Here is a 17984-nt window from a genome sequence, read left to right as displayed (position 1 = left end):
CTGAAAAATTGATAGCAAATTATGTTAAGGAACAAGGTGTTGAAAAGGATTATAAAAGTTTGAAAAAGAATAATCAATTGAAATTATTTTAATGCCTCGTGGGCTTGCCCCGAGGATTATTTACTTATTGGCCTATATCTTACCCTATGAGCGAGAAGAGGGTTCAAAATCTTTGTGCGAAGTAGGTACAGCAGGAAAGGACTTAGAGAATTGGGGTAAAAATTTTGGGATTAAACACTATCTCCTTTTTGAAACGAAATTTGAATAGTTTAGCCATTAGCCATTGCTTTTGGCTTTTTTCATATCTAAAAGTCTAACAAATCTAATAGGTCTAACTATCTAATCCATCTAAATTAATACCAACGCTTCTTTTTCTTTTTAGCGCCAGCACCTTTTCGTCCTTTTTTATACTTGCTACCTTGTTTTTTGTGAACAATTGGTTTTGCTTTTGGATCTAGCGGATAAGGATGGTCTTCCTCGATTGGGATTTGAATATTAATAGACTCCTGTATTTTTTTGATGTAGCTTTTCTCATCCGCAGAGCATAAGGAATATGCTGTGCCAATATTTCCAGCACGTCCGGTTCGTCCGATGCGGTGGATGTAAGTGTCAGGGATGTTTGGTAAGTCAAAATTAATTACAGAATCAAGTTCGTTAATGTCAATACCACGAGCGGCAACATCGGTAGCAATTAAAATTTTTACATAACCGTTTTTAAATTTGTTGAGTGCAGTTTGTCTATCACTTTGTGTTTTGTCGCCATGAATGCTATCTACCTTATAGCCGTTTTTGAGTAAGGTTTTTTCAAGCTTATCTACCCCAAACTTTGTGCGTCTAAATATGAGAATATTACCTATGACAGTATTTCTAAGTAGGTGTAGACATAATTCTATTTTATTTCGTTTTGGGACATAATACAAAACTTGACTTATAGCATTAGCGACTGACTTGGATGGCGTGACATCAACACGGATTGGATTGTTTAAGATTGTGCTTGCCAATTGTTCTACTTTGTATGGTATTGTAGCAGAAAATAAAAGTGTTTGTCTTTCTTCTGGGCAAAGGCGCTCTATCTTTTTTACGTCATCAATAAAGCCCATATCTAGCATTAAGTCAGCTTCGTCTAGCACAAAAGTTTCAATATAATCAAGGTTAATGTAATCTTGTTTGTGTAAATCCAATAAACGACCCGGCGTGGCAATTAAAATGTCTATACCTTTTTTTAGGATATCTATCTGTGGTTCAATTGAAGTGCCACCAAAAATTACTGCCGAACGTAAGTTGGTAAACTTGGCATATGTTTTAAAATTATCATTAATCTGAGATGCTAATTCTCGTGTTGGACTTACAATTAGAGCACGTATTTTTTTTCCGCGTTTAGGTGCATCCTGCTTATCAAACAAAATTTGCAAAATAGGTAATGCATAAGCAGCCGTCTTTCCTGTGCCTGTTTGTGCAGAGGCAACCATATCTTTCTTTTCTAAAATATGCGGAATACAACGTTGCTGAATTAGCGTTGGCTCATCATAACCCGAATCTGCTACGGCTCTTAAAAGAGGCTTAATAATATGTAAGTCTTTAAATGACATTTATAAATGTTTGCCACAAAGGTAGTTTAAAAATATTGGGATGTTTTTTGTTTATTTTGAAGAAATGTCATCTTTAGTTTCAAATTTTCCATCCTTACCAGCAGAAAATAATTCAAAGCTATTGTCAGTAGAGTCAATGGAATAAAAATAAGGTCTTTTCCATTCATCTGTTAACCATTTTTTATGAAGAGGTTTAGACTTAATCATTATTTCAATAGTTATAGGAAGTGAATTGTATTCTGATTTCCATTGTGTTATGTATTCTGAAATTTCGATTATTTCTTTTTTTGTCTTTTTAGGTTTTGAATAATTGTTGGAATACCAGAGATATCCAAAAAAGAGAATTATCAGAATTATAAATACTTTGAAAATAGTTTTTGCAGATGGGCCTAAAAAATATTTTTGGAAGGTGCGTGATTTTCCATCTGCTTTTTCTAGTTTTTCTATTTTTCTTTGATGTTTAAAGTCTGAAAAATCAAGACCAAACCAAACTAAAATTTCAAGAAAGAATTCAAGTATTTTCATTAATTCAAATAAACATTACTAATCAAACGCTCAACTGTAGGGTGATCATTTCCTCCAGCTGGCTCGATAGTAATATTTAGAGATTCAGCATCATTAACATAAGTCATTGCAATAAGTTCCTTGTTTTTTGGAATAACGCCCATGTTAATCATTTCGCCATCGACATCTGCCCACATTTGGTAGTCATGGTCAGCATCTAGTTGAGGTAGTTTTTTTGTATTAATAACTACTGATTTATTTTCGTGATTTACAAAACTTACAATTTTAGCTTCTGGAGATAATGTATTTCCTTTTAAAATATATTGCTCTGCATCTGGATTGGATAAGGCAGCATACCAATTAGAAACCTCATCATAGTTTTTGGTTATACCATCAAGGTTTTTTTGTAATACTTCATTTTGGTTACCTACTACTCTTAAATCCTCTTTTAAAGTATTTAATTCTGTAAATAACCAAACCGAACCTAATAAGAAGAATGCAGCAACACTTGCAGCAATGCCTAGCCAAAATTTATTGCTATTTCCAGATTCGGAAATAGTTTTATTATTTGAAACCTTAATATTAGATAGTAACTTGGTCTTTATAAAAGCAGGCGGATTAATAGCATTTTCCATCGCCAAATTTTCAAAATTTGATTCTATCTCTTCCAATTTTGTTTTTAGTTCAGTATCAGACAAGAGCAGTTGCTCAACAGCTTTTGTTTGTTTAGCGTCAAGTTCGCCTAGTACATATTGTTCTAGCAATCCATTTTCAAGTAATTCTTTCTTTGTCATCATCACATTACATCAATCATTAATAACAAAAACACAATAATTTTTATATAATTCACACGAAGCTGTTTTAAAGCTTGTTGTATGTAAGATTTAAACGTGCCTAAAGGGACATCCATTTCAGCGTGTGCCTCCCGATGTGTCAACCCTTTAAAATAAACTAGTTCTATTGCCTTTTGGTGATGAGCTTCTAGTTTAGTTATGGCACCATTCAACTCAAAAAAATCACGATTTATTGTATCTGGTTCATCATTATTTTCATATACACTTAAATCATCCGTTTGGATGAGTATATCTGTTTTTCTTAGATAATTTAACACTTTGTTTTTTGCAATTCTGTAAGCCCAAGTGTAAAAACGTCCCTTTTCAGGATTATACTGGTGTGACTTATCCCAGATAGTGATAAAACTTTCCTGTAACAAATCTTGCGATAATCCCTCGTCACCTGTCATTTTAATGATTACACTGTATAGTGCTCCAGAGTATTTGTCATAAAGTAAAGATAACGCACGCTCATCATTTGCTTGGAGTTGTTTAATAAGAAGTATGTCGTCTTGCATTTGTGTTAAAGATTTGCCAAAAGTAATCATCTGCTCATCCAGAGCTAAAAAGGCTGTGTAAATATAAATGAAAGCACATCAAAACAAAAAAATGTGCTCTAACATTTAACTAAAATATTAAAACAAAGAATTATGAAAAAGTTAGTATTCATTTTCAGTATGGTTGCAGCATTAACAATTAGTACAGCAGCGACAGCACAAAAAACAATTGTTGATGTAGCAGTTGGTAACGAAGATTTCTCTACACTAGTAGCGGCTTTGAAAGCTGCAGATTTAGTTTCTGCTTTACAAGGTGACGGACCATTTACAGTATTCGCTCCAACAAACGCAGCTTTCGGTAAAATAGATAATGCAACATTAGGAAGTTTATTAGAGCCAAAAAACAAAGCAGCTTTAGCAAACATATTAACATACCACGTAGTGCCAGCTAAATTAATGGCTAGTGATGTTGTAGCAGCATTAGAAAAAGGTAATGGTAAAGTTGAAGTTAAAGGACTTAACGGACAAGTATTGACTGTTATGTCTAAAGATGGAAAAATCTGGATTAAAGACCAAAAAGGTAATTACAGTGAGATTGTGGCGACAGATGTAAAGGCAGATAATGGAGTAATCCACGTAATTAATACAGTAGTAATGCCTAATTAATTAATAGGAAAAACTGCTATGAAGAAGAAAAGCATCCCGATATCCGGGATGCTTTTTTTTTAGTTTTTTTGAAAAAAAAAATACCTGTGACATTTTGACATTTTATTAATATTGGCAGTACTTTTGCCATCTCTAAATGAAAGATTTAAAATTAGTCTAAAGAAATGGGCAAAAAAGATAAAAACCAAGAGGTAGAAGAGCCTCAAGCTGAAGCAACAGAAACTGTCGAGACAAAAGAAGAAGTTGAACAGAAATCTGCCGAAGAGCAATTGCAAGACCAACTCACCGCAGAGAAAGAGAAGTTTATACGTCTCTTTGCAGAATTCGAAAACTACAAAAAGCGTACAACTAAAGAGCGGATAGAGTTATTTAAAACCGCTAGTCAAGACGTGATGGTATCAATGCTACCTGTACTTGATGATTTTGAACGTGCCTTAATGCATATAGAAGACGATAAAGAAGCAGAAGAATTGCGTAAAGGCGTATTGTTAATCTACAATAAGCTTATAAATACACTCGAGCAAAAAGGTTTAGCTATGATAGAAGTTAAAAAGGGTGATACCTTTAATGCAGATGATCACGAAGCAGTCACTCAAATCCCTGCACCAAGTGAAGATTTAAAAGGGAAAATTATAGACGTTGTAGAACGTGGTTATAAACTAGGCGACAAAGTAATTCGTTTTCCTAAAGTGGTTATAGGGCAATAATTAAATTAATTCCGTTTGCGGAACTATACAGTATGAAAGAAGATTTTTACGACATATTAGGAATAAGCAAAGGTGCCTCTGCAGCTGAAATAAAGAAAGCCTACAGAAAAATGGCTTTAAAATACCATCCAGATAAAAATCCAGATGATAAAGAAGCTGAAGAAAAGTTCAAAAAAGCAGCTGAAGCTTACGAAGTATTGAGCGACCCAGATAAGAAAGCGCGCTATGACCAGTTTGGGCACCAAGCCTTTGAAGGTGGCGGTGGTTTCGGTGGTGGTGGCATGAATATGGATGATATATTCAGTCAATTTGGAGATATTTTTGGTGGCGCATTTGGCGGCGGCGGTGGCGGCTTCGGAGGATTCGGTGGCGGAGGTCGTCGAGTTGTTAAAGGAAGTAATCTTCGTATTCGTGTAAAACTATCTTTAGAAGATGTGGCCAATGGTGTAGAGAAGAAAATTAAAGTTAAACGTAAAGTCCAAGCAGATGGAGTTACTTATAAAACTTGCGCTACATGTAATGGTCAAGGCCAAGTGGCTAGAGTTACCAATACAATTTTAGGGCGTATGCAAACAGCTACAGCTTGTCCTACATGTCATGGAGCAGGTCAGAGTATAGATAAGCGACCTTATGGAGCTGATGATCAAGGGCTAATTGCTAAGGAAGAAACCGTAAGCGTAAAAATTCCAGCTGGTGTTGTTGATGGCATGCAACTTAAAGTTAATGGAAAAGGTAACGCTGCCCCAGGTAATGGTATTTCTGGAGATCTACTGGTAGCTATACAAGAAGAAGATCACCAAACATTAAAGCGCGAAGGTGATAACTTACACTACGACTTGTATGTAAGTTTACCTGATGCTGTTTTAGGTTCATCAATGGAAATTGATACCGTTTCAGGAAAAGTGCGTATAAAAATTGAACCAGGTGTACAATCTGGTAAAATTTTAAGATTACGCGGAAAAGGTATTCCTAGTATTAATGGTTATGGTAAAGGTGATTTGCTCGTGCATGTTAATGTTTGGACACCAAAAACGTTAAACAAAAAGCAGAAAGATTTTTTTGAAGATATGAGAACAGATGAACATTTTCAGCCAAAACCAGAAAGCTCAGATAAGTCCTTTTTTGAAAAGGTAAAAGATATGTTTTCGTAAAATTTCTGTCAATATCAGAAAAAACAGTATATTTGAATTATCGCTAATGCTAATTAGCGGTAATTTTTCTTTTTCATAGCAATTTTTTCCCATCCTTATTTAATTGTGAGGGTGGGTTTTGTTTTTTTGTGCTTAATTGTTTTAGCATCTCACTACTTAATTTTAAGGTCTATTTAATTTTTTTTGAGCCTGATAGGATTTAGATATATGTAGCAATCCCTTACTATTCCGTCCAACATTTAATATATTTACGCTTCTAATAAAAAAATCAAATATTTTTATGAACAAATTGTTGGTGGCTGATTCTGTTTCCAAAGATTATGGAGATTTCAGAGCTTTAAATCAAGTATCTATTGCCGTGCCAAAAGGTAGTATTTTTGGTTTGTTGGGACCAAATGGAGCAGGAAAAACAACTCTAATCCGTATTATTAATCAGATTACAATGCCAGATGAAGGTAAAGTGATTTTGGATGGACAACCATTACAGCAAGAACATATTAAAGATATAGGTTATTTGCCTGAGGAGCGTGGACTTTATAAGTCTATGAAAGTAGGAGAACAAGCCTTGTATTTGGCACAACTTAAAGGAATGTCTAAGTCTGAAGCCAAGAAGCAATTAAAACTCTGGTTCGATAAGTTTGAAATTGGAGATTGGTGGAACAAAAAAATACAAGAATTAAGTAAAGGGCAGGCACAAAAAATTCAGTTTATAGTTACTGTTTTGCACAAACCTAAACTTTTAATTTTTGATGAACCTTTTTCGGGTTTTGACCCTATTAACGCTAACTTAATTAAAGACGAAATTCTAAAGCTAAGAGAAGAGGGTTCGACCGTAATTTTTTCAACACACAGAATGGAATCTGTAGAAGAATTATGTGATCACATTGCATTAATTCATAAATCTAATAAGGTGTTAGATGGAAATTTAATTGATATAAAACGTCAATATAAGTCTAATACTTTTGAAGTTGGATTGAAATCTAGCAATAGCCAAACAGTTATTAATGAAATAAAAAATAAGTTTGTTGTGTTGCCAGCAACATTCAAAAATGTGTATGATGATGTAAAGCTAAACGTAAAAATAACACCAGAGATTTCACCAAACGATTTACTTTCATTTTTAACTTCTAAAGCGGAAGTGCATCATTTTGTAGAGGTTATTCCATCGGCTAACGACATCTTTATTAAAACTGTAAAAAATAATTAAAGATGAATCATCTACCATTAATTATAAAACGAGAGTATCTTAATAAGGTTAAGAATAAGTCATTCATTATCATGACGTTTCTAAGTCCCTTAATAATGATTGCATTGATTAGTGTTGTGGCTTATTTGTTACAGTTAAACACTAACAAAAAACGTACTATTTCTATCCTTGACGAGTCGGGTTTATTTTCAGAAGTATTTATTAATACAGAGAATATCACATATAATTACTCTAATAACACTGCGCTTTCTAGTGCGAAAGCGGTTGTCAAAGAAAAGGAACAGTACGGACTTTTATACATAGGAAAAGGAGATTTGGAAACTGTGTCTGAAACAATCCAATTTTATTCGGAAGAGTCACCTTCATTGACAATCATTTCAAGTTTAGAAAATAAGATTGAAAGAAAACTGCGTGACTTAAAATTAGTTGCTAACGGTTTAGATTCAGAACAGATAAAAGCATCAAGAGCCAATGTAAATATATCCCAAGAAACTTTTGATGGTCAAAAAAGTTCTAAGATAGACAACATACTCAAGCTAGCCTTTGGAGGAATTTCAGGTTATTTACTGTTTATGTTTATCATTATATATGGTAACATGATAATGCGAAGTGTTATAGAAGAAAAGACCAGTCGTATTATTGAGATTATAATTTCCTCGGTAAAGCCTATTCAATTAATGATGGGGAAAATCATTGGTACATCCTTAGCTGGAGTTACTCAATTTGCAATTTGGATTATTTTATTGGGTATTTTATCTACTATTGTTAGTATGATATTTGGTGTAGATTTAATGTCTGCACAAGGGCAACAACAAGAACTCGTCCAACAGGCAATGGATAATTCTTCTGTACAAAATGAAATTAATCTAGTCGTACAATCATTTCAAAATTTACCTTTAGCAAATTTAATTGTTGCGTTTTTATTGTTTTTTATAGGAGGCTACTTGTTGTATAGCTCGCTATACGCAGCTATTGGTGCAGCGGTAGATAATGAGACCGATACACAACAATTTATGCTACCTATTTTAATGCCATTAATTTTGGCAGTTTATGTTGGTGTATTTACGGTTATTGAAGACCCACATGGTACGGTTTCGACAGTGTTTTCATTTATACCGTTTACTTCTCCTGTAGTTATGTTGATGCGAATTCCGTTTGGAGTACCTTTATGGCAACAACTTGTAAGTTTGTTATTACTGATTGGCACATTTACGTCTACCGTCTGGTTTGCTGCAAAGATTTACCGAGTAGGTATATTGATGTATGGAAAAAAGGCGAGTTATAAAGAACTTTTTAAATGGTTAAAATATTAATGATGTTAGGCTTTCAAGATATAGAAAGTATAGGCGAAACTATCACTGAAAGTAGTATGTGGGAGAAGGTTTCTGAGTTTCTTCATTTACATTTAGATATTACAAAAGAGATAAGCGTTTCTGTTTTAGACTTGATAATATTGACTACCATAATATTTGTGACAAGTCTAGTGCTTAAGTTTGTCTATCGCATATTTACGCGAAAAATTCCTGAGCATGACAAAGTTAAATTTCAAGTGGTATATGGCTATTTTAAATGGTTGATTTATGTTGTTATTTTTATAGTAACTCTAGATTCCGTTGGAGTTAATGTGACTGCAGTTTTTGCTGCATCAGCGGCTTTACTCATTGGAATTGGTTTGGCGCTTCAAACCTTTTTTCAAGATATTATTTCAGGTGTTTTTATATTGATAGATCAATCGGTACAAGTAGGAGATATTATAGAGTTGGACGGAAAAGTAGGTCGTATTGAAGAAATAAAATTAAGAACTACACGTGCAGTAACTATTGATAATAAAGTATTAATAATTCCTAACCACTTATATCTCACAAAGATTCTATACAATTGGACGCAAAATGGGTCGCTGACTAGAGAAAGTGTAGAGATTGGTGTTGCATATGGAAGTGATGTAGAAATGGTAAAGAAACTCTTAATCGGTGTTGCTAGTAAACACGAAGCAATACTAGACAACCCAGAACCATTAGTGTTGTTTACAAACTTTGGGGATAGTTCGTTAAACTTTAAACTAATTTTTACACTAAACGATAGTTTTACAGCAGCCATACCTAAAAGTGATATAAGATTTGAAATTGATAAAGCGTTCAGAGAAAATAATATAATAATTCCTTTTCCGCAGCGTGATATTCATATTATAGAAAAAAAGAAATGAGAGGCAACTTAGGAGATTTAAACATTATGAAACGAGTATGCTAAACATATTATCACCCAAAGGAATGATTAATAGCGAACAGCATGTGTCCTAAAAAAAACAATACATATAAACATATGAAATATACCTGTTTACTCTTTGGCTTAATATGTCTAAATGTATCGCACTCCCAATTTACAGATTTGGCACGGTTAGAATACTCATTTATTCCAAGCAGTAAATCTGAAGATCAGTACACTAGGCTTCGCGCATTACTCAACTATCCTATAAAAATTAGAGATAAAAATAACTTAGTTATTGGTGCAGAGTACAATCGCATTAGTTTAAATCTCGAAGAAGAGTATGCATTTAATAATGAAGATTTGAGAACTTTGAATATTATTGATTTTAATTTAGGTTATACCTTTAAGACAAGTGAATACTGGCGGATTGGAATAAAAGTAAATCCACGAATAGCATCCACCCTTAAGAGTACGATAACCATAGATGATGTTTTTTTAAACGGAGGTGTTTTTGCTATAAATGACAGAACGGATGACGAAACTGCAAAAAAACCGTACAGACTCATTTTGGGTTTAACTTATAATACAAACGTAGGTATACCTTTTCCTTTACCATTTATTAATTATTATAGAAGATTAAATAATAACTGGTCTTTTAGTGCTGGTATTCCAAAATCTAACCTAAAATATTATTTTAATGAGTCAAGCATTATTCAAGTATTTACATCACTAGATGGGTACTTTACAAATTTACAAGAGCCTATAATAATCGATGGTCAACAAGCCGACAATATTTCATTATCAGTTGCTGTAGGTGGATTAGGGTATGAATATTGTTTCACAGATAATCTGGTATCTTATTTATAATCAGGCTAGGCTATACTTTTAGGCTTAATAATATCCTACGAAATGGCGATAGAGACAATATTTTTCAATTAAATCAATAAAAAGCTTTTTATCTTAGAACGTGAATAAAATTTAAAATATAGTATGCAACATATATTAATTATAGAAGATGAGGCGGCAATCCGTCGTGTATTGGTGAAAATACTTTCTGAAGAAAGTGAATCTTACGCTGTTGAAGAAGCAGAAGACGGTTTAGCAGGTGTCGAAAAAATTAAAAAGAAAGATTACGATTTAGTCTTATGTGATATTAAAATGCCTAAAATGGATGGTGTTGAGGTCCTGGAAGCTGTAAAAAAGATAAAGCCTGAAATACCTGTCGTTATGATATCTGGTCATGGGGATTTAGATACTGCAGTAAATACTATGCGTCTAGGTGCTTTTGATTACATTTCAAAACCGCCAGATTTAAATCGATTACTAAACACGGTTCGTATTGCATTAGACAGAAAGGAATTGGTTGTTGAAAACAAGCGCTTGAAGAAGAAAGTATCAAAAAAATACGAGATGATTGGAGAGAGTCCAGCCATCGACCGTATTAAAGATATGATAGATAAAGTTGCACCAACCGATGCGCGTGTTTTGGTAACTGGACCAAATGGAACAGGAAAAGAACTCGTTGCACATTGGTTACACCAAAAAAGTGAACGCAATAAAGGCCCGATGATTGAGGTTAACTGCGCAGCAATACCAAGTGAGCTGATTGAAAGCGAATTATTCGGTCATGTCAAAGGAGCATTTACATCAGCTGCAAAAGACCGCGCAGGTAAATTCGAAGCCGCAAACGGCGGAACTATTTTCTTAGATGAGATTGGAGATATGAGTCTTTCTGCGCAAGCAAAAGTGTTACGTGCGCTGCAAGAAAGTCGTATTCAACGCGTTGGTAGCGATAAAGATATTAAAGTCAATGTTCGTGTAGTTGCTGCGACCAATAAAGATTTAAAAAAGGAAATAGAAGATGGTAAGTTTCGTGAAGATTTATATCATAGATTAGCCGTTATTCTTATTGAAGTCCCTTCTCTTAACGATAGACGTGAAGATATTCCGTTACTAATTAGTCATTTTGCCAAGAAGATTTCTGAAGAGCAAGGAACAGTAAACAAAACATTTTCTGATAAAGCTGTCAAACTACTTCAAGACTACGATTGGACCGGTAATATTCGCGAATTAAGAAACGTTGTTGAGCGTTTAATTATATTAGGAGGAAAAGAAGTCAGTGAAGCCGATGTAAAATCATTTGCTTCAAAATAAAAAAAACATGAAAGACGTCAATATAGAACACTTTAGAATTTCATCTCAAATCAAAATAGATAAACTTCAAACAACTTTTGATTTACAGGCTGAAGAAAAAGAGATTGAAAAGAAAATGAATAAGCTCAGTAAAAAGCTGGCAGACATCCAAAATACAATGTACGCGCATGGGAAGTATTCCGTTTTAATGTGCATTCAAGGTATGGACACTGCTGGAAAAGATAGTCTTATTCGTGAAGTGTTTAAAGAATTTAATGTGCGCGGAATAGAAGCACATAGCTTTAAAAAACCTTCTAGTCTTGAATTAAAACACGACTATTTGTGGCGTCATTACATCGCTTTACCAGCACGTGGCAAATTTGGTATTTTTAATAGAACACATTACGAAAATGTCTTAGTAACACGCGTACATCCTAATTATTTAATGTATGAGAACATGCCAGACATTCAATCAGAAGATGATGTTACTGATGCTTTTTGGGAGCGCCGATTTAATGAAATCAATAATTTTGAAAAGCATATAGCTGACAATGGAACTATTATATTCAAGTTCTTTTTAAACCTTTCTAAAGACGAACAAAAAAATAGATTATTACGTCGTTTAAATAGACCAGACAAAAACTGGAAATTTGAAGCAGGAGATTTAAAAGAACGAAAACTCTGGGATAAGTATCAGGACTGTTACGAAGAAGTTATAAATAACAGCTCAAAAGAATACGCACCATGGTTTAATATTCCAGCGGATGATAAACCAACTGCTAGGTACATAGTAGCCAAAATTTTATATGATACACTAACGCAATATGATGATATTGTAAAGCCTGAAATGCCATCAGACGAAAAAGAAAATATTGACTTATACAAATCTCAATTAGAAAATGAATAAAATAGTAATTCTTTTATTAGCTCTATTTTGTGTCTCAATTCAGGCACAAAATGACGAAGCCACTTTAAAATCGATTTACAAAAAATCTTTAACTAATGGACAAAGTTATGTCTGGTTAGATTATTTATCTAATGAAATTGGAGGACGACTTTCAGGTTCAGAAAATGCAGAAAAAGCGGTGCGCTATGTTAAGTCCGAATTAGAGAAATTAGATTTAGATAAGGTTTGGTTACAAGAAGTTATGGTTCCTAAATGGGTCCGAGGCGAAAAAGAAGTCGGATATTTCGTGTCTGATGGAAATAAGTTTGATGTTAATATATGTGCACTCGGTGGTTCTACAGCAACGTCTAATGAAGGATTACAAGCTAAAATTGTCGAAGTAAAAAGTTTTGAGGAATTAGAAGCTTTAGGTGAAGAAAAAGTAAAAGGTAAAATTGTATTTTTTAATGGTGCTATGCAAGCTGATTTAATCAATACGTTTGAAGCTTACGGTGGCTGCTCAAAGCAACGCTATGCTGGTGCATATGAAGCCTCAAAACTTGGAGCAGTTGGTGTAATTGTACGTTCATTGAATTTGAGGCAAGACGATTTGCCACATACAGGAAGTATGAGTTATCAAGATTTACCAGAAGATAAACGTATTCCTTCTGCAGCAATTAGTACTAATGATGCAAATAAACTTTCAGAAGTAATTACAAATGGTGAAAATCCAGAGTTTTACTTCAAACAAAATTGTAAACAATACGAAGACGTATTATCATATAATGTCATAGGCGAAATTACAGGAAACGAGTTCCCAGACGAATATATGATTGTTGGTGGGCATTTAGATTCGTGGGATTTAGGAGACGGTTCTCATGATGATGGCGCAGGTGTAGTACAATCAATGGAAGTATTAAGACTTTTAAAAGAAAGTGGTATTAAACCTAAAAGAAGTATTCGTGTTGTCTTATTTATGAATGAAGAAAACGGTCTTCGTGGCGGACTTAAATACGCAGAGGTTGCTAAAGAAAAAGGAGAGAATCATATTTTTGCTTTAGAGAGCGATTCAGGTGGATTTACACCAAGAGGCTTTAGTTTTGATTGTAGTGATGGTAATTTGGAACAAATTGAGCAGTGGCGAAGTTTGTTTAAACCTTATTTAATCCACTTTTTTGAGAAAGGTTATAGTGGTGCAGATATTGGTCCGCTTAAAAATGATAATATTGTGTTAGCCGGTTTACGTCCAGATAGCCAACGTTACTTTGACCATCACCATGCGTCTAATGATACTTTTGATGCGGTCAATAAACGCGAGTTAGAATTAGGTGCGGCAACTATGACATCTCTTGTTTATTTATTTGATAAGTATGGTGTTAATCAGATTAAAAATAATGCTCAGATAAAAGATTGAATATGAAAAATTGGCTACAATGTTAGCTTTAATCTTTACTTCATTGGTTTTCTCTCAAGAACGGTCAAAAGATGAATTACATATTATGAAGTTTCAGAATACACTAAATACTCTACAGCAGGTACAATGGCAGCACGAATGGTTATGCCTTAGGATTTAGCTTATAAATTAAATAAAGACGACGTTCCTCGTCTGGAACTATCGGCCATATTTATGAGTTGTCCTAAATAATAGTTAATTCAACTTTGAAAAGACCTAACTCAAGAGATGAAAAAGAAAAAATGATTTATCTTGAAAAACGTGCTAAAACGCTTCTGAATTTAAAACAAGCTGCAGATATTCTTCGAGAAAGTGACGATATATATCAGCTCAAAATAATCTTTGGAGAGCAAAAAATCCCATTTTATAATCAAGTTAACGGACCAATTGCAGATGCCATTTGGCATTATAGATAAATTGCTACTTATAGATACGCATCAGGGAATCTTATAAACCCTAAGGTAAATCATTTTACGGGTAAGGTAACGTTGGGAATTAGATTTCAATCTCCACCTGATTATTAAAGATATCTTCAAAGGTTTCACGTTTTCTAATGAGATGTGATTTCCCTTCATGGATTAAAACTTCGGCTGGTCTATAACGTGAGTTGTAATTACTTGCCATTGTAAAACAGTAAGCTCCAGCATTTTTAAAGCATAGGATGTCACCTTCGTTTATTTCCGAAATTCTACGGTTATTAGCAAACGTATCCGTCTCACATATATAACCAACAACCGAATAGAAACGTTCTCGACCGTCAGGATTTGAAATGTTTTCAATTTCGTGTTGAGAACCATAAAGCATTGGGCGAATGAGATGGTTAAAACCTGAGTCGATTTGCGCAAAAACTGTTGAGGTTGTTTGTTTTACTACATTTACTTTAGCTAAAAATACTCCGGCTTCACTGACTAGAAATTTGCCGGGTTCAAAGGCAAGCGTTAGTTCTTTTCCATAGCTAGTGCAAAACTCGTTGAATCGTTTTGATAATTTTTCTCCAAGTTCTTCGATATTGGTTTCAATATCACCTTCTTTATAAGGGACTTTAAAACCTGAGCCAAAATCTATAAAATCTAGATTTTTAAAATTCTTAGCAGTTTCAAATAATATTTCACTCGCATAAAGAAAAACATCTATATCTAAAATATCACTTCCTGTATGCATATGAATACCATTTATATTCATGTTGGTATTTTCAACAATGCGTAATAAAAGTGGAATTTGATGAATAGATATCCCGAATTTGCTATCTATATGACCAACAGATATGTTGGTATTTCCACCAGCCATTACGTGCGGATTTATACGGATACAAACGGGGACATTTGGATGTTTGGTACCAAACTGTTCAAGTATAGAAAGATTATCTATATTGATTTGGACGCCTAATTCTGCTACCTGTTCAATCTCTTCAAGCGAGACACCATTAGGAGTAAATATTATTGACTCAGGAGTAAAACCTGCCTTTAATCCTAATTTTACCTCTTGTATTGAAACAGTATCTAATCCTGAACCTAATGAATTAAATAACTTTAAAACAGAAATGTTTGATAATGCTTTAGCTGCATAATTTAGTTTTAAACTCTTTACGCTGCTAAATGCATTTTTGAGTCTGTTGTATTGCGAAATGATTTTTGCTGAATCGTATACATAAACTGGACTTCCAAATTCTTCAGCTATTTTTAATAATCCACTATTCATATTATAAACTTTAGTCAAAAATATTTTTTCTAACTGTAGAATCTTATTTATTAATATATAAATTCAAATTAAAAACAATATGTTAATTATATAACACTATTTTATTACCGAATCTTTTGGCATTTATTTATTAGTTAAACTTGTCGCTATTATTTATTTTTGCGCAACGAAATAAATTTCTGATCACAAATGAATTTACACGAATATCAAGGAAAAGAATTACTCAGTAGTTTTGGCGTACGTATCCAAAGAGGTATAGTTGCACAAACTGCTGCTGAAGCTGTTGATGCAGCTAAGAAATTAACAGAAGAAACTGGAACAGGTTGGCATGTTATCAAAGCTCAGGTTCACGCTGGTGGACGTGGTAAAGGTGGTGGTGTAAAGTTGGCCAAAAACCTTCAGGAAGTTGAGGAAATTGCTGGAAATATAATAGGAATGGATTTGGTAACACCACAAACTTCCGCAGAAGGTAAGCGTGTACACCAAGTTTTAGTTGCAGAAGACGTTTACTATCCGGGAGATAATGAGCCAGAAGAATATTACATGTCTGTACTTTTAAACAGAGCAACAGGGAAAAATATGATTATGTATTCTACAGAAGGTGGAATGGATATCGAAACCGTAGCAGAAGAAACACCACATTTAATTTTTACAGAGGAAGTTGATCCTGCATTAGGACTTTTAGGTTTTCAAGCACGTCGCGTAGCTTTTAACCTAGGCTTAAGTGGAACCGCTTTTAAAGAAATGACAAAGTTTGTTTCTGCTTTATACACAGCTTATGTAAAATCTGATGCTTCTTTATTTGAAATCAATCCGGTTCTAAAAACAAGTGACGATAAAATAATGGCGGTTGACTCTAAAGTAACTTTAGACGGTAATGCTTTATTTAGGCATAAAGATTTAGCAGCCTTAAGAGATAAGCGTGAAGAAAACCCTGTTGAGGTTGAAGCTGGTGAGCATGGTTTAAATTATGTTGATCTTGATGGAAATGTTGGCTGTATGGTTAATGGCGCTGGTCTTGCAATGGCAACTATGGATTTAATTAAGCAAGCAGGTGGTGAACCAGCAAACTTTCTTGATGTAGGTGGTACAGCTGATGCTGCACGTGTTGAAATTGCTTTTGAACTGATCTTAAGAGACCCAGCAGTAAAAGCTATTCTAATAAATATTTTTGGTGGTATTGTACGTTGTGATCGTGTTGCACAAGGTGTAATTGATGCTTATAAAAATATGGGTAATATTGAAGTGCCAATTATTGTACGTTTACAAGGAACAAATGCTGATATAGCTAAAGAATTGATTGACAACTCAGGTTTAGATGTTATGAGTGCAACAGAATTCCAAGAAGCAGCAGATAAAGTACAAGAGGTGCTAGCCTAATTACTTTACTGGTTTAATATAAAAAAGAGCAACTTAATCGTTGCTCTTTTTCTTTGATATGTTTTGTGGTTTCTTTTCTCCTTTTTTTGGCATTGGACCTCTAAGATGAATAATAAGTCCGTTCAAAAAATTACGAAGTATCTGATCACCACATTCCATATATTTTGGATGGTCTTCATTTCTAAAGAAAGCATTTAATTCGCTTTTAGAGATTCTAAAGTCAACAAGCGCTAAAATCTTGACCATATCATCATCCCTTAGTTTGTGAGCAACTCTTATTTTTTTAAATATATCGTTATTAGTTAAAGCCATAGTTTAATTATTTAGCCAAAGATAAGCATCTCCAAAATGAGAACTCCAGAATTTCTCATTATGTTTCCCACCTTCAATTATAATATTTTTTAATCGGTTTTCTTTAATTCCTTTATCTTGAATCAATTTAATCATTCGCTTTTGATTTGATACCATACTTTCTCCTTCTTCAGTACCTGCCAGAAAATAAAACTTTTTGGTTTCAGAAATATCAGATGATTCTACCAGATTATAAATCTCTCCGTTAATCCAAAATGAAGAAGAAAACACAGCTGCTTTACCAAAGGTTTTAGGAAACTTGATAGCACCATAAAAAGAAATTAATCCACCTAGAGAGGCTCCAAAAAGTGTTGTGTGTTTTGCACCTTTAATTGTTCGGTAGGTAATATCTATGTGTGGATTTAGAGTATTCAATATAAAGATTAAATATTCATCACCTTGTCCACCACCGTATTTTTCATTTGTATAAGGTGTTAACTCATTAATACGTTTATCATTTCCATGTTCTATACCGACAACTATACTTTAATTATTGGTGAGACCATCAAGAAACTCATCTACTTTCCATTCCCCAACATAAGAGGTTTCGTCATTAAATATATTTTGAGCATCAAGCATATCTATGACTAGATAAGATTTATTCGCTTTCAGGTTTAATACCTCGAGGCTTGCCTCGTTAATTATTACTATTTTGTGACTCGATGTCACAGAATAGTAAATATATCCATAAAAGTCATAATGTTACAGTTTTACTATATCATTT

Annotated in this window: 21 protein-coding genes; 13 read left to right on the top strand and 8 right to left on the bottom strand. The window is 33.7% G+C overall.

The window, feature by feature from the left end; genetic code table 11:
- Positions 1–91: 91 nt before the first annotated feature.
- Positions 92–268: a hypothetical protein gene (locus HKP48_RS09255; RefSeq protein ID WP_296345125.1), complete on the top strand. Its 177-nt coding sequence runs from the start codon at positions 92–94 to the stop codon at positions 266–268.
- 85 nt (positions 269–353) lie between these two features.
- On the opposite strand, the gene HKP48_RS09250 is transcribed toward HKP48_RS09255, so the two are convergent.
- The 4 genes from HKP48_RS09250 to HKP48_RS09235 are packed head-to-tail and all read right to left on the bottom strand — an operon-like array spanning position 354 to position 3444.
- Positions 354–1589: a DEAD/DEAH box helicase gene (locus tag HKP48_RS09250; protein WP_296345124.1), complete on the bottom strand. Its 1236-nt coding sequence runs from the start codon at positions 1587–1589 to the stop codon at positions 354–356.
- 51 nt (positions 1590–1640) lie between these two features.
- Positions 1641–2114 (bottom strand): type II secretion system protein GspG, encoded by a 474-nt coding sequence (locus tag HKP48_RS09245; RefSeq protein ID WP_296345122.1) that lies wholly within the window; start codon positions 2112–2114, stop codon positions 1641–1643.
- Positions 2114–2890, bottom strand: a complete 777-nt coding sequence (locus HKP48_RS09240; RefSeq protein WP_296345120.1) for an anti-sigma factor — start codon at positions 2888–2890, stop codon at positions 2114–2116. The genes HKP48_RS09245 and HKP48_RS09240 overlap by 1 nt, the downstream gene beginning before the upstream one ends.
- Positions 2890–3444 carry a sigma-70 family RNA polymerase sigma factor gene (locus HKP48_RS09235; protein ID WP_296345118.1) on the bottom strand — a complete coding sequence of 185 codons (555 nt, stop codon included), beginning with the start codon at positions 3442–3444 and terminating at the stop codon, positions 2890–2892. Before HKP48_RS09235 ends, HKP48_RS09240 begins: the two co-directional genes overlap by 1 nt.
- Positions 3445–3576: 132 nt before the next feature.
- Here HKP48_RS09235 and HKP48_RS09230 point away from each other — a divergent pair, with 132 nt between their 5' ends.
- The 11 genes from HKP48_RS09230 (at position 3577) to HKP48_RS09180 (ending at position 14247) form a co-directional block, all read left to right on the top strand.
- Positions 3577–4089: a fasciclin domain-containing protein gene (locus HKP48_RS09230; protein WP_296345116.1), complete on the top strand. Its 513-nt coding sequence runs from the start codon at positions 3577–3579 to the stop codon at positions 4087–4089.
- A 164-nt stretch (positions 4090–4253) separates the two neighbouring features.
- The gene (locus tag HKP48_RS09225; RefSeq protein ID WP_296345114.1) at positions 4254–4796 is read left to right on the top strand and encodes a nucleotide exchange factor GrpE; all 543 of its coding nucleotides are present in this window, start codon (positions 4254–4256) and stop codon (positions 4794–4796) included.
- Between the two features lie 32 nt (positions 4797–4828).
- The gene (gene dnaJ, locus HKP48_RS09220) at positions 4829–5947 is read left to right on the top strand and encodes a molecular chaperone DnaJ (protein ID WP_296345112.1); all 1119 of its coding nucleotides are present in this window, start codon (positions 4829–4831) and stop codon (positions 5945–5947) included.
- 280 nt (positions 5948–6227) lie between these two features.
- A complete protein-coding gene (locus HKP48_RS09215) occupies positions 6228–7154 on the top strand; it encodes an ATP-binding cassette domain-containing protein (protein WP_296345110.1) in 927 nt (308 codons plus the stop codon).
- Between the two features lie 2 nt (positions 7155–7156).
- Positions 7157–8467, top strand: coding sequence for an ABC transporter permease (locus HKP48_RS09210; protein ID WP_296345108.1), 1311 nt, complete (start codon positions 7157–7159; stop codon positions 8465–8467).
- Positions 8452–9357, top strand: coding sequence for a mechanosensitive ion channel domain-containing protein (locus HKP48_RS09205; protein WP_296345106.1), 906 nt, complete (start codon positions 8452–8454; stop codon positions 9355–9357). The genes HKP48_RS09210 and HKP48_RS09205 overlap by 16 nt, the downstream gene beginning before the upstream one ends.
- A gap of 116 nt (positions 9358–9473) precedes the next feature.
- Positions 9474–10226 carry a DUF6268 family outer membrane beta-barrel protein gene (locus HKP48_RS09200; protein ID WP_296345103.1) on the top strand — a complete coding sequence of 251 codons (753 nt, stop codon included), beginning with the start codon at positions 9474–9476 and terminating at the stop codon, positions 10224–10226.
- Positions 10227–10349: 123 nt separating this feature from the next.
- On the top strand, positions 10350–11513 hold the full coding sequence (locus tag HKP48_RS09195) for a sigma-54 dependent transcriptional regulator (protein ID WP_296345101.1): 1164 nt from the start codon (positions 10350–10352) through the stop codon (positions 11511–11513).
- A gap of 7 nt (positions 11514–11520) precedes the next feature.
- On the top strand, positions 11521–12399 hold the full coding sequence (locus HKP48_RS09190) for a PPK2 family polyphosphate kinase (RefSeq protein ID WP_296345099.1): 879 nt from the start codon (positions 11521–11523) through the stop codon (positions 12397–12399).
- The gene (locus tag HKP48_RS09185; protein ID WP_296345096.1) at positions 12392–13792 is read left to right on the top strand and encodes a M20/M25/M40 family metallo-hydrolase; all 1401 of its coding nucleotides are present in this window, start codon (positions 12392–12394) and stop codon (positions 13790–13792) included. Before HKP48_RS09190 ends, HKP48_RS09185 begins: the two co-directional genes overlap by 8 nt.
- Positions 13793–14037: 245 nt before the next feature.
- Complete coding sequence (locus tag HKP48_RS09180) at positions 14038–14247, top strand: hypothetical protein (protein ID WP_296345094.1); 210 nt, start codon at positions 14038–14040, stop codon at positions 14245–14247.
- Positions 14248–14326: 79 nt separating this feature from the next.
- On the opposite strand, the gene lysA is transcribed toward HKP48_RS09180, so the two are convergent.
- Entirely contained in the window at positions 14327–15529 is a 1203-nt protein-coding gene (gene lysA / locus HKP48_RS09175; RefSeq protein ID WP_296345092.1) for a diaminopimelate decarboxylase, read from the bottom strand.
- A 189-nt stretch (positions 15530–15718) separates the two neighbouring features.
- On the opposite strand from lysA, the gene sucC reads away from it, so the two are divergent.
- On the top strand, positions 15719–16909 hold the full coding sequence (gene sucC / locus HKP48_RS09170; protein ID WP_296345090.1) for an ADP-forming succinate--CoA ligase subunit beta: 1191 nt from the start codon (positions 15719–15721) through the stop codon (positions 16907–16909).
- A 33-nt stretch (positions 16910–16942) separates the two neighbouring features.
- On the opposite strand, the gene HKP48_RS09165 is transcribed toward sucC, so the two are convergent.
- From HKP48_RS09165 to HKP48_RS09155, 3 genes are read right to left on the bottom strand one after another with little or no spacing between them, the layout of a single operon-like run.
- Positions 16943–17221, bottom strand: a complete 279-nt coding sequence (locus HKP48_RS09165) for a DUF1456 family protein (protein ID WP_296345088.1) — start codon at positions 17219–17221, stop codon at positions 16943–16945.
- 3 nt (positions 17222–17224) lie between these two features.
- A complete protein-coding gene (locus tag HKP48_RS09160; RefSeq protein ID WP_296345127.1) occupies positions 17225–17731 on the bottom strand; it encodes an alpha/beta hydrolase-fold protein in 507 nt (168 codons plus the stop codon).
- 15 nt (positions 17732–17746) lie between these two features.
- On the bottom strand, positions 17747–17929 hold the full coding sequence (locus HKP48_RS09155; RefSeq protein ID WP_296345086.1) for a hypothetical protein: 183 nt from the start codon (positions 17927–17929) through the stop codon (positions 17747–17749).
- Positions 17930–17984 lie beyond the last annotated feature (55 nt).

It is taken from the genome of Winogradskyella sp., from assembly GCF_013042245.1.
Lineage (GTDB): Bacteria > Bacteroidota > Bacteroidia > Flavobacteriales > Flavobacteriaceae > Winogradskyella.
Note: the sequence above shows the minus strand (reverse complement) of the source record. Positions and strands in the feature narration are given on the sequence as shown.

Coding starts and splice junctions, on each gene's coding strand:
- HKP48_RS09255 (WP_296345125.1), top strand. CDS start 92: ATGCCTCGTGGGCTTGCCCCGAGGATTATTTACTTATTGGCCTATATC.
- HKP48_RS09250 (WP_296345124.1), bottom strand. CDS start 1,589: ATGTCATTTAAAGACTTACATATTATTAAGCCTCTTTTAAGAGCCGTA.
- HKP48_RS09245 (WP_296345122.1), bottom strand. CDS start 2,114: ATGAAAATACTTGAATTCTTTCTTGAAATTTTAGTTTGGTTTGGTCTT.
- HKP48_RS09240 (WP_296345120.1), bottom strand. CDS start 2,890: ATGATGACAAAGAAAGAATTACTTGAAAATGGATTGCTAGAACAATAT.
- HKP48_RS09235 (WP_296345118.1), bottom strand. CDS start 3,444: ATGCAAGACGACATACTTCTTATTAAACAACTCCAAGCAAATGATGAG.
- HKP48_RS09230 (WP_296345116.1), top strand. CDS start 3,577: ATGAAAAAGTTAGTATTCATTTTCAGTATGGTTGCAGCATTAACAATT.
- HKP48_RS09225 (WP_296345114.1), top strand. CDS start 4,254: ATGGGCAAAAAAGATAAAAACCAAGAGGTAGAAGAGCCTCAAGCTGAA.
- dnaJ (WP_296345112.1), top strand. CDS start 4,829: ATGAAAGAAGATTTTTACGACATATTAGGAATAAGCAAAGGTGCCTCT.
- HKP48_RS09215 (WP_296345110.1), top strand. CDS start 6,228: ATGAACAAATTGTTGGTGGCTGATTCTGTTTCCAAAGATTATGGAGAT.
- HKP48_RS09210 (WP_296345108.1), top strand. CDS start 7,157: ATGAATCATCTACCATTAATTATAAAACGAGAGTATCTTAATAAGGTT.
- HKP48_RS09205 (WP_296345106.1), top strand. CDS start 8,452: ATGGTTAAAATATTAATGATGTTAGGCTTTCAAGATATAGAAAGTATA.
- HKP48_RS09200 (WP_296345103.1), top strand. CDS start 9,474: ATGAAATATACCTGTTTACTCTTTGGCTTAATATGTCTAAATGTATCG.
- HKP48_RS09195 (WP_296345101.1), top strand. CDS start 10,350: ATGCAACATATATTAATTATAGAAGATGAGGCGGCAATCCGTCGTGTA.
- HKP48_RS09190 (WP_296345099.1), top strand. CDS start 11,521: ATGAAAGACGTCAATATAGAACACTTTAGAATTTCATCTCAAATCAAA.
- HKP48_RS09185 (WP_296345096.1), top strand. CDS start 12,392: ATGAATAAAATAGTAATTCTTTTATTAGCTCTATTTTGTGTCTCAATT.
- lysA (WP_296345092.1), bottom strand. CDS start 15,529: ATGAATAGTGGATTATTAAAAATAGCTGAAGAATTTGGAAGTCCAGTT.
- sucC (WP_296345090.1), top strand. CDS start 15,719: ATGAATTTACACGAATATCAAGGAAAAGAATTACTCAGTAGTTTTGGC.
- HKP48_RS09165 (WP_296345088.1), bottom strand. CDS start 17,221: ATGGCTTTAACTAATAACGATATATTTAAAAAAATAAGAGTTGCTCAC.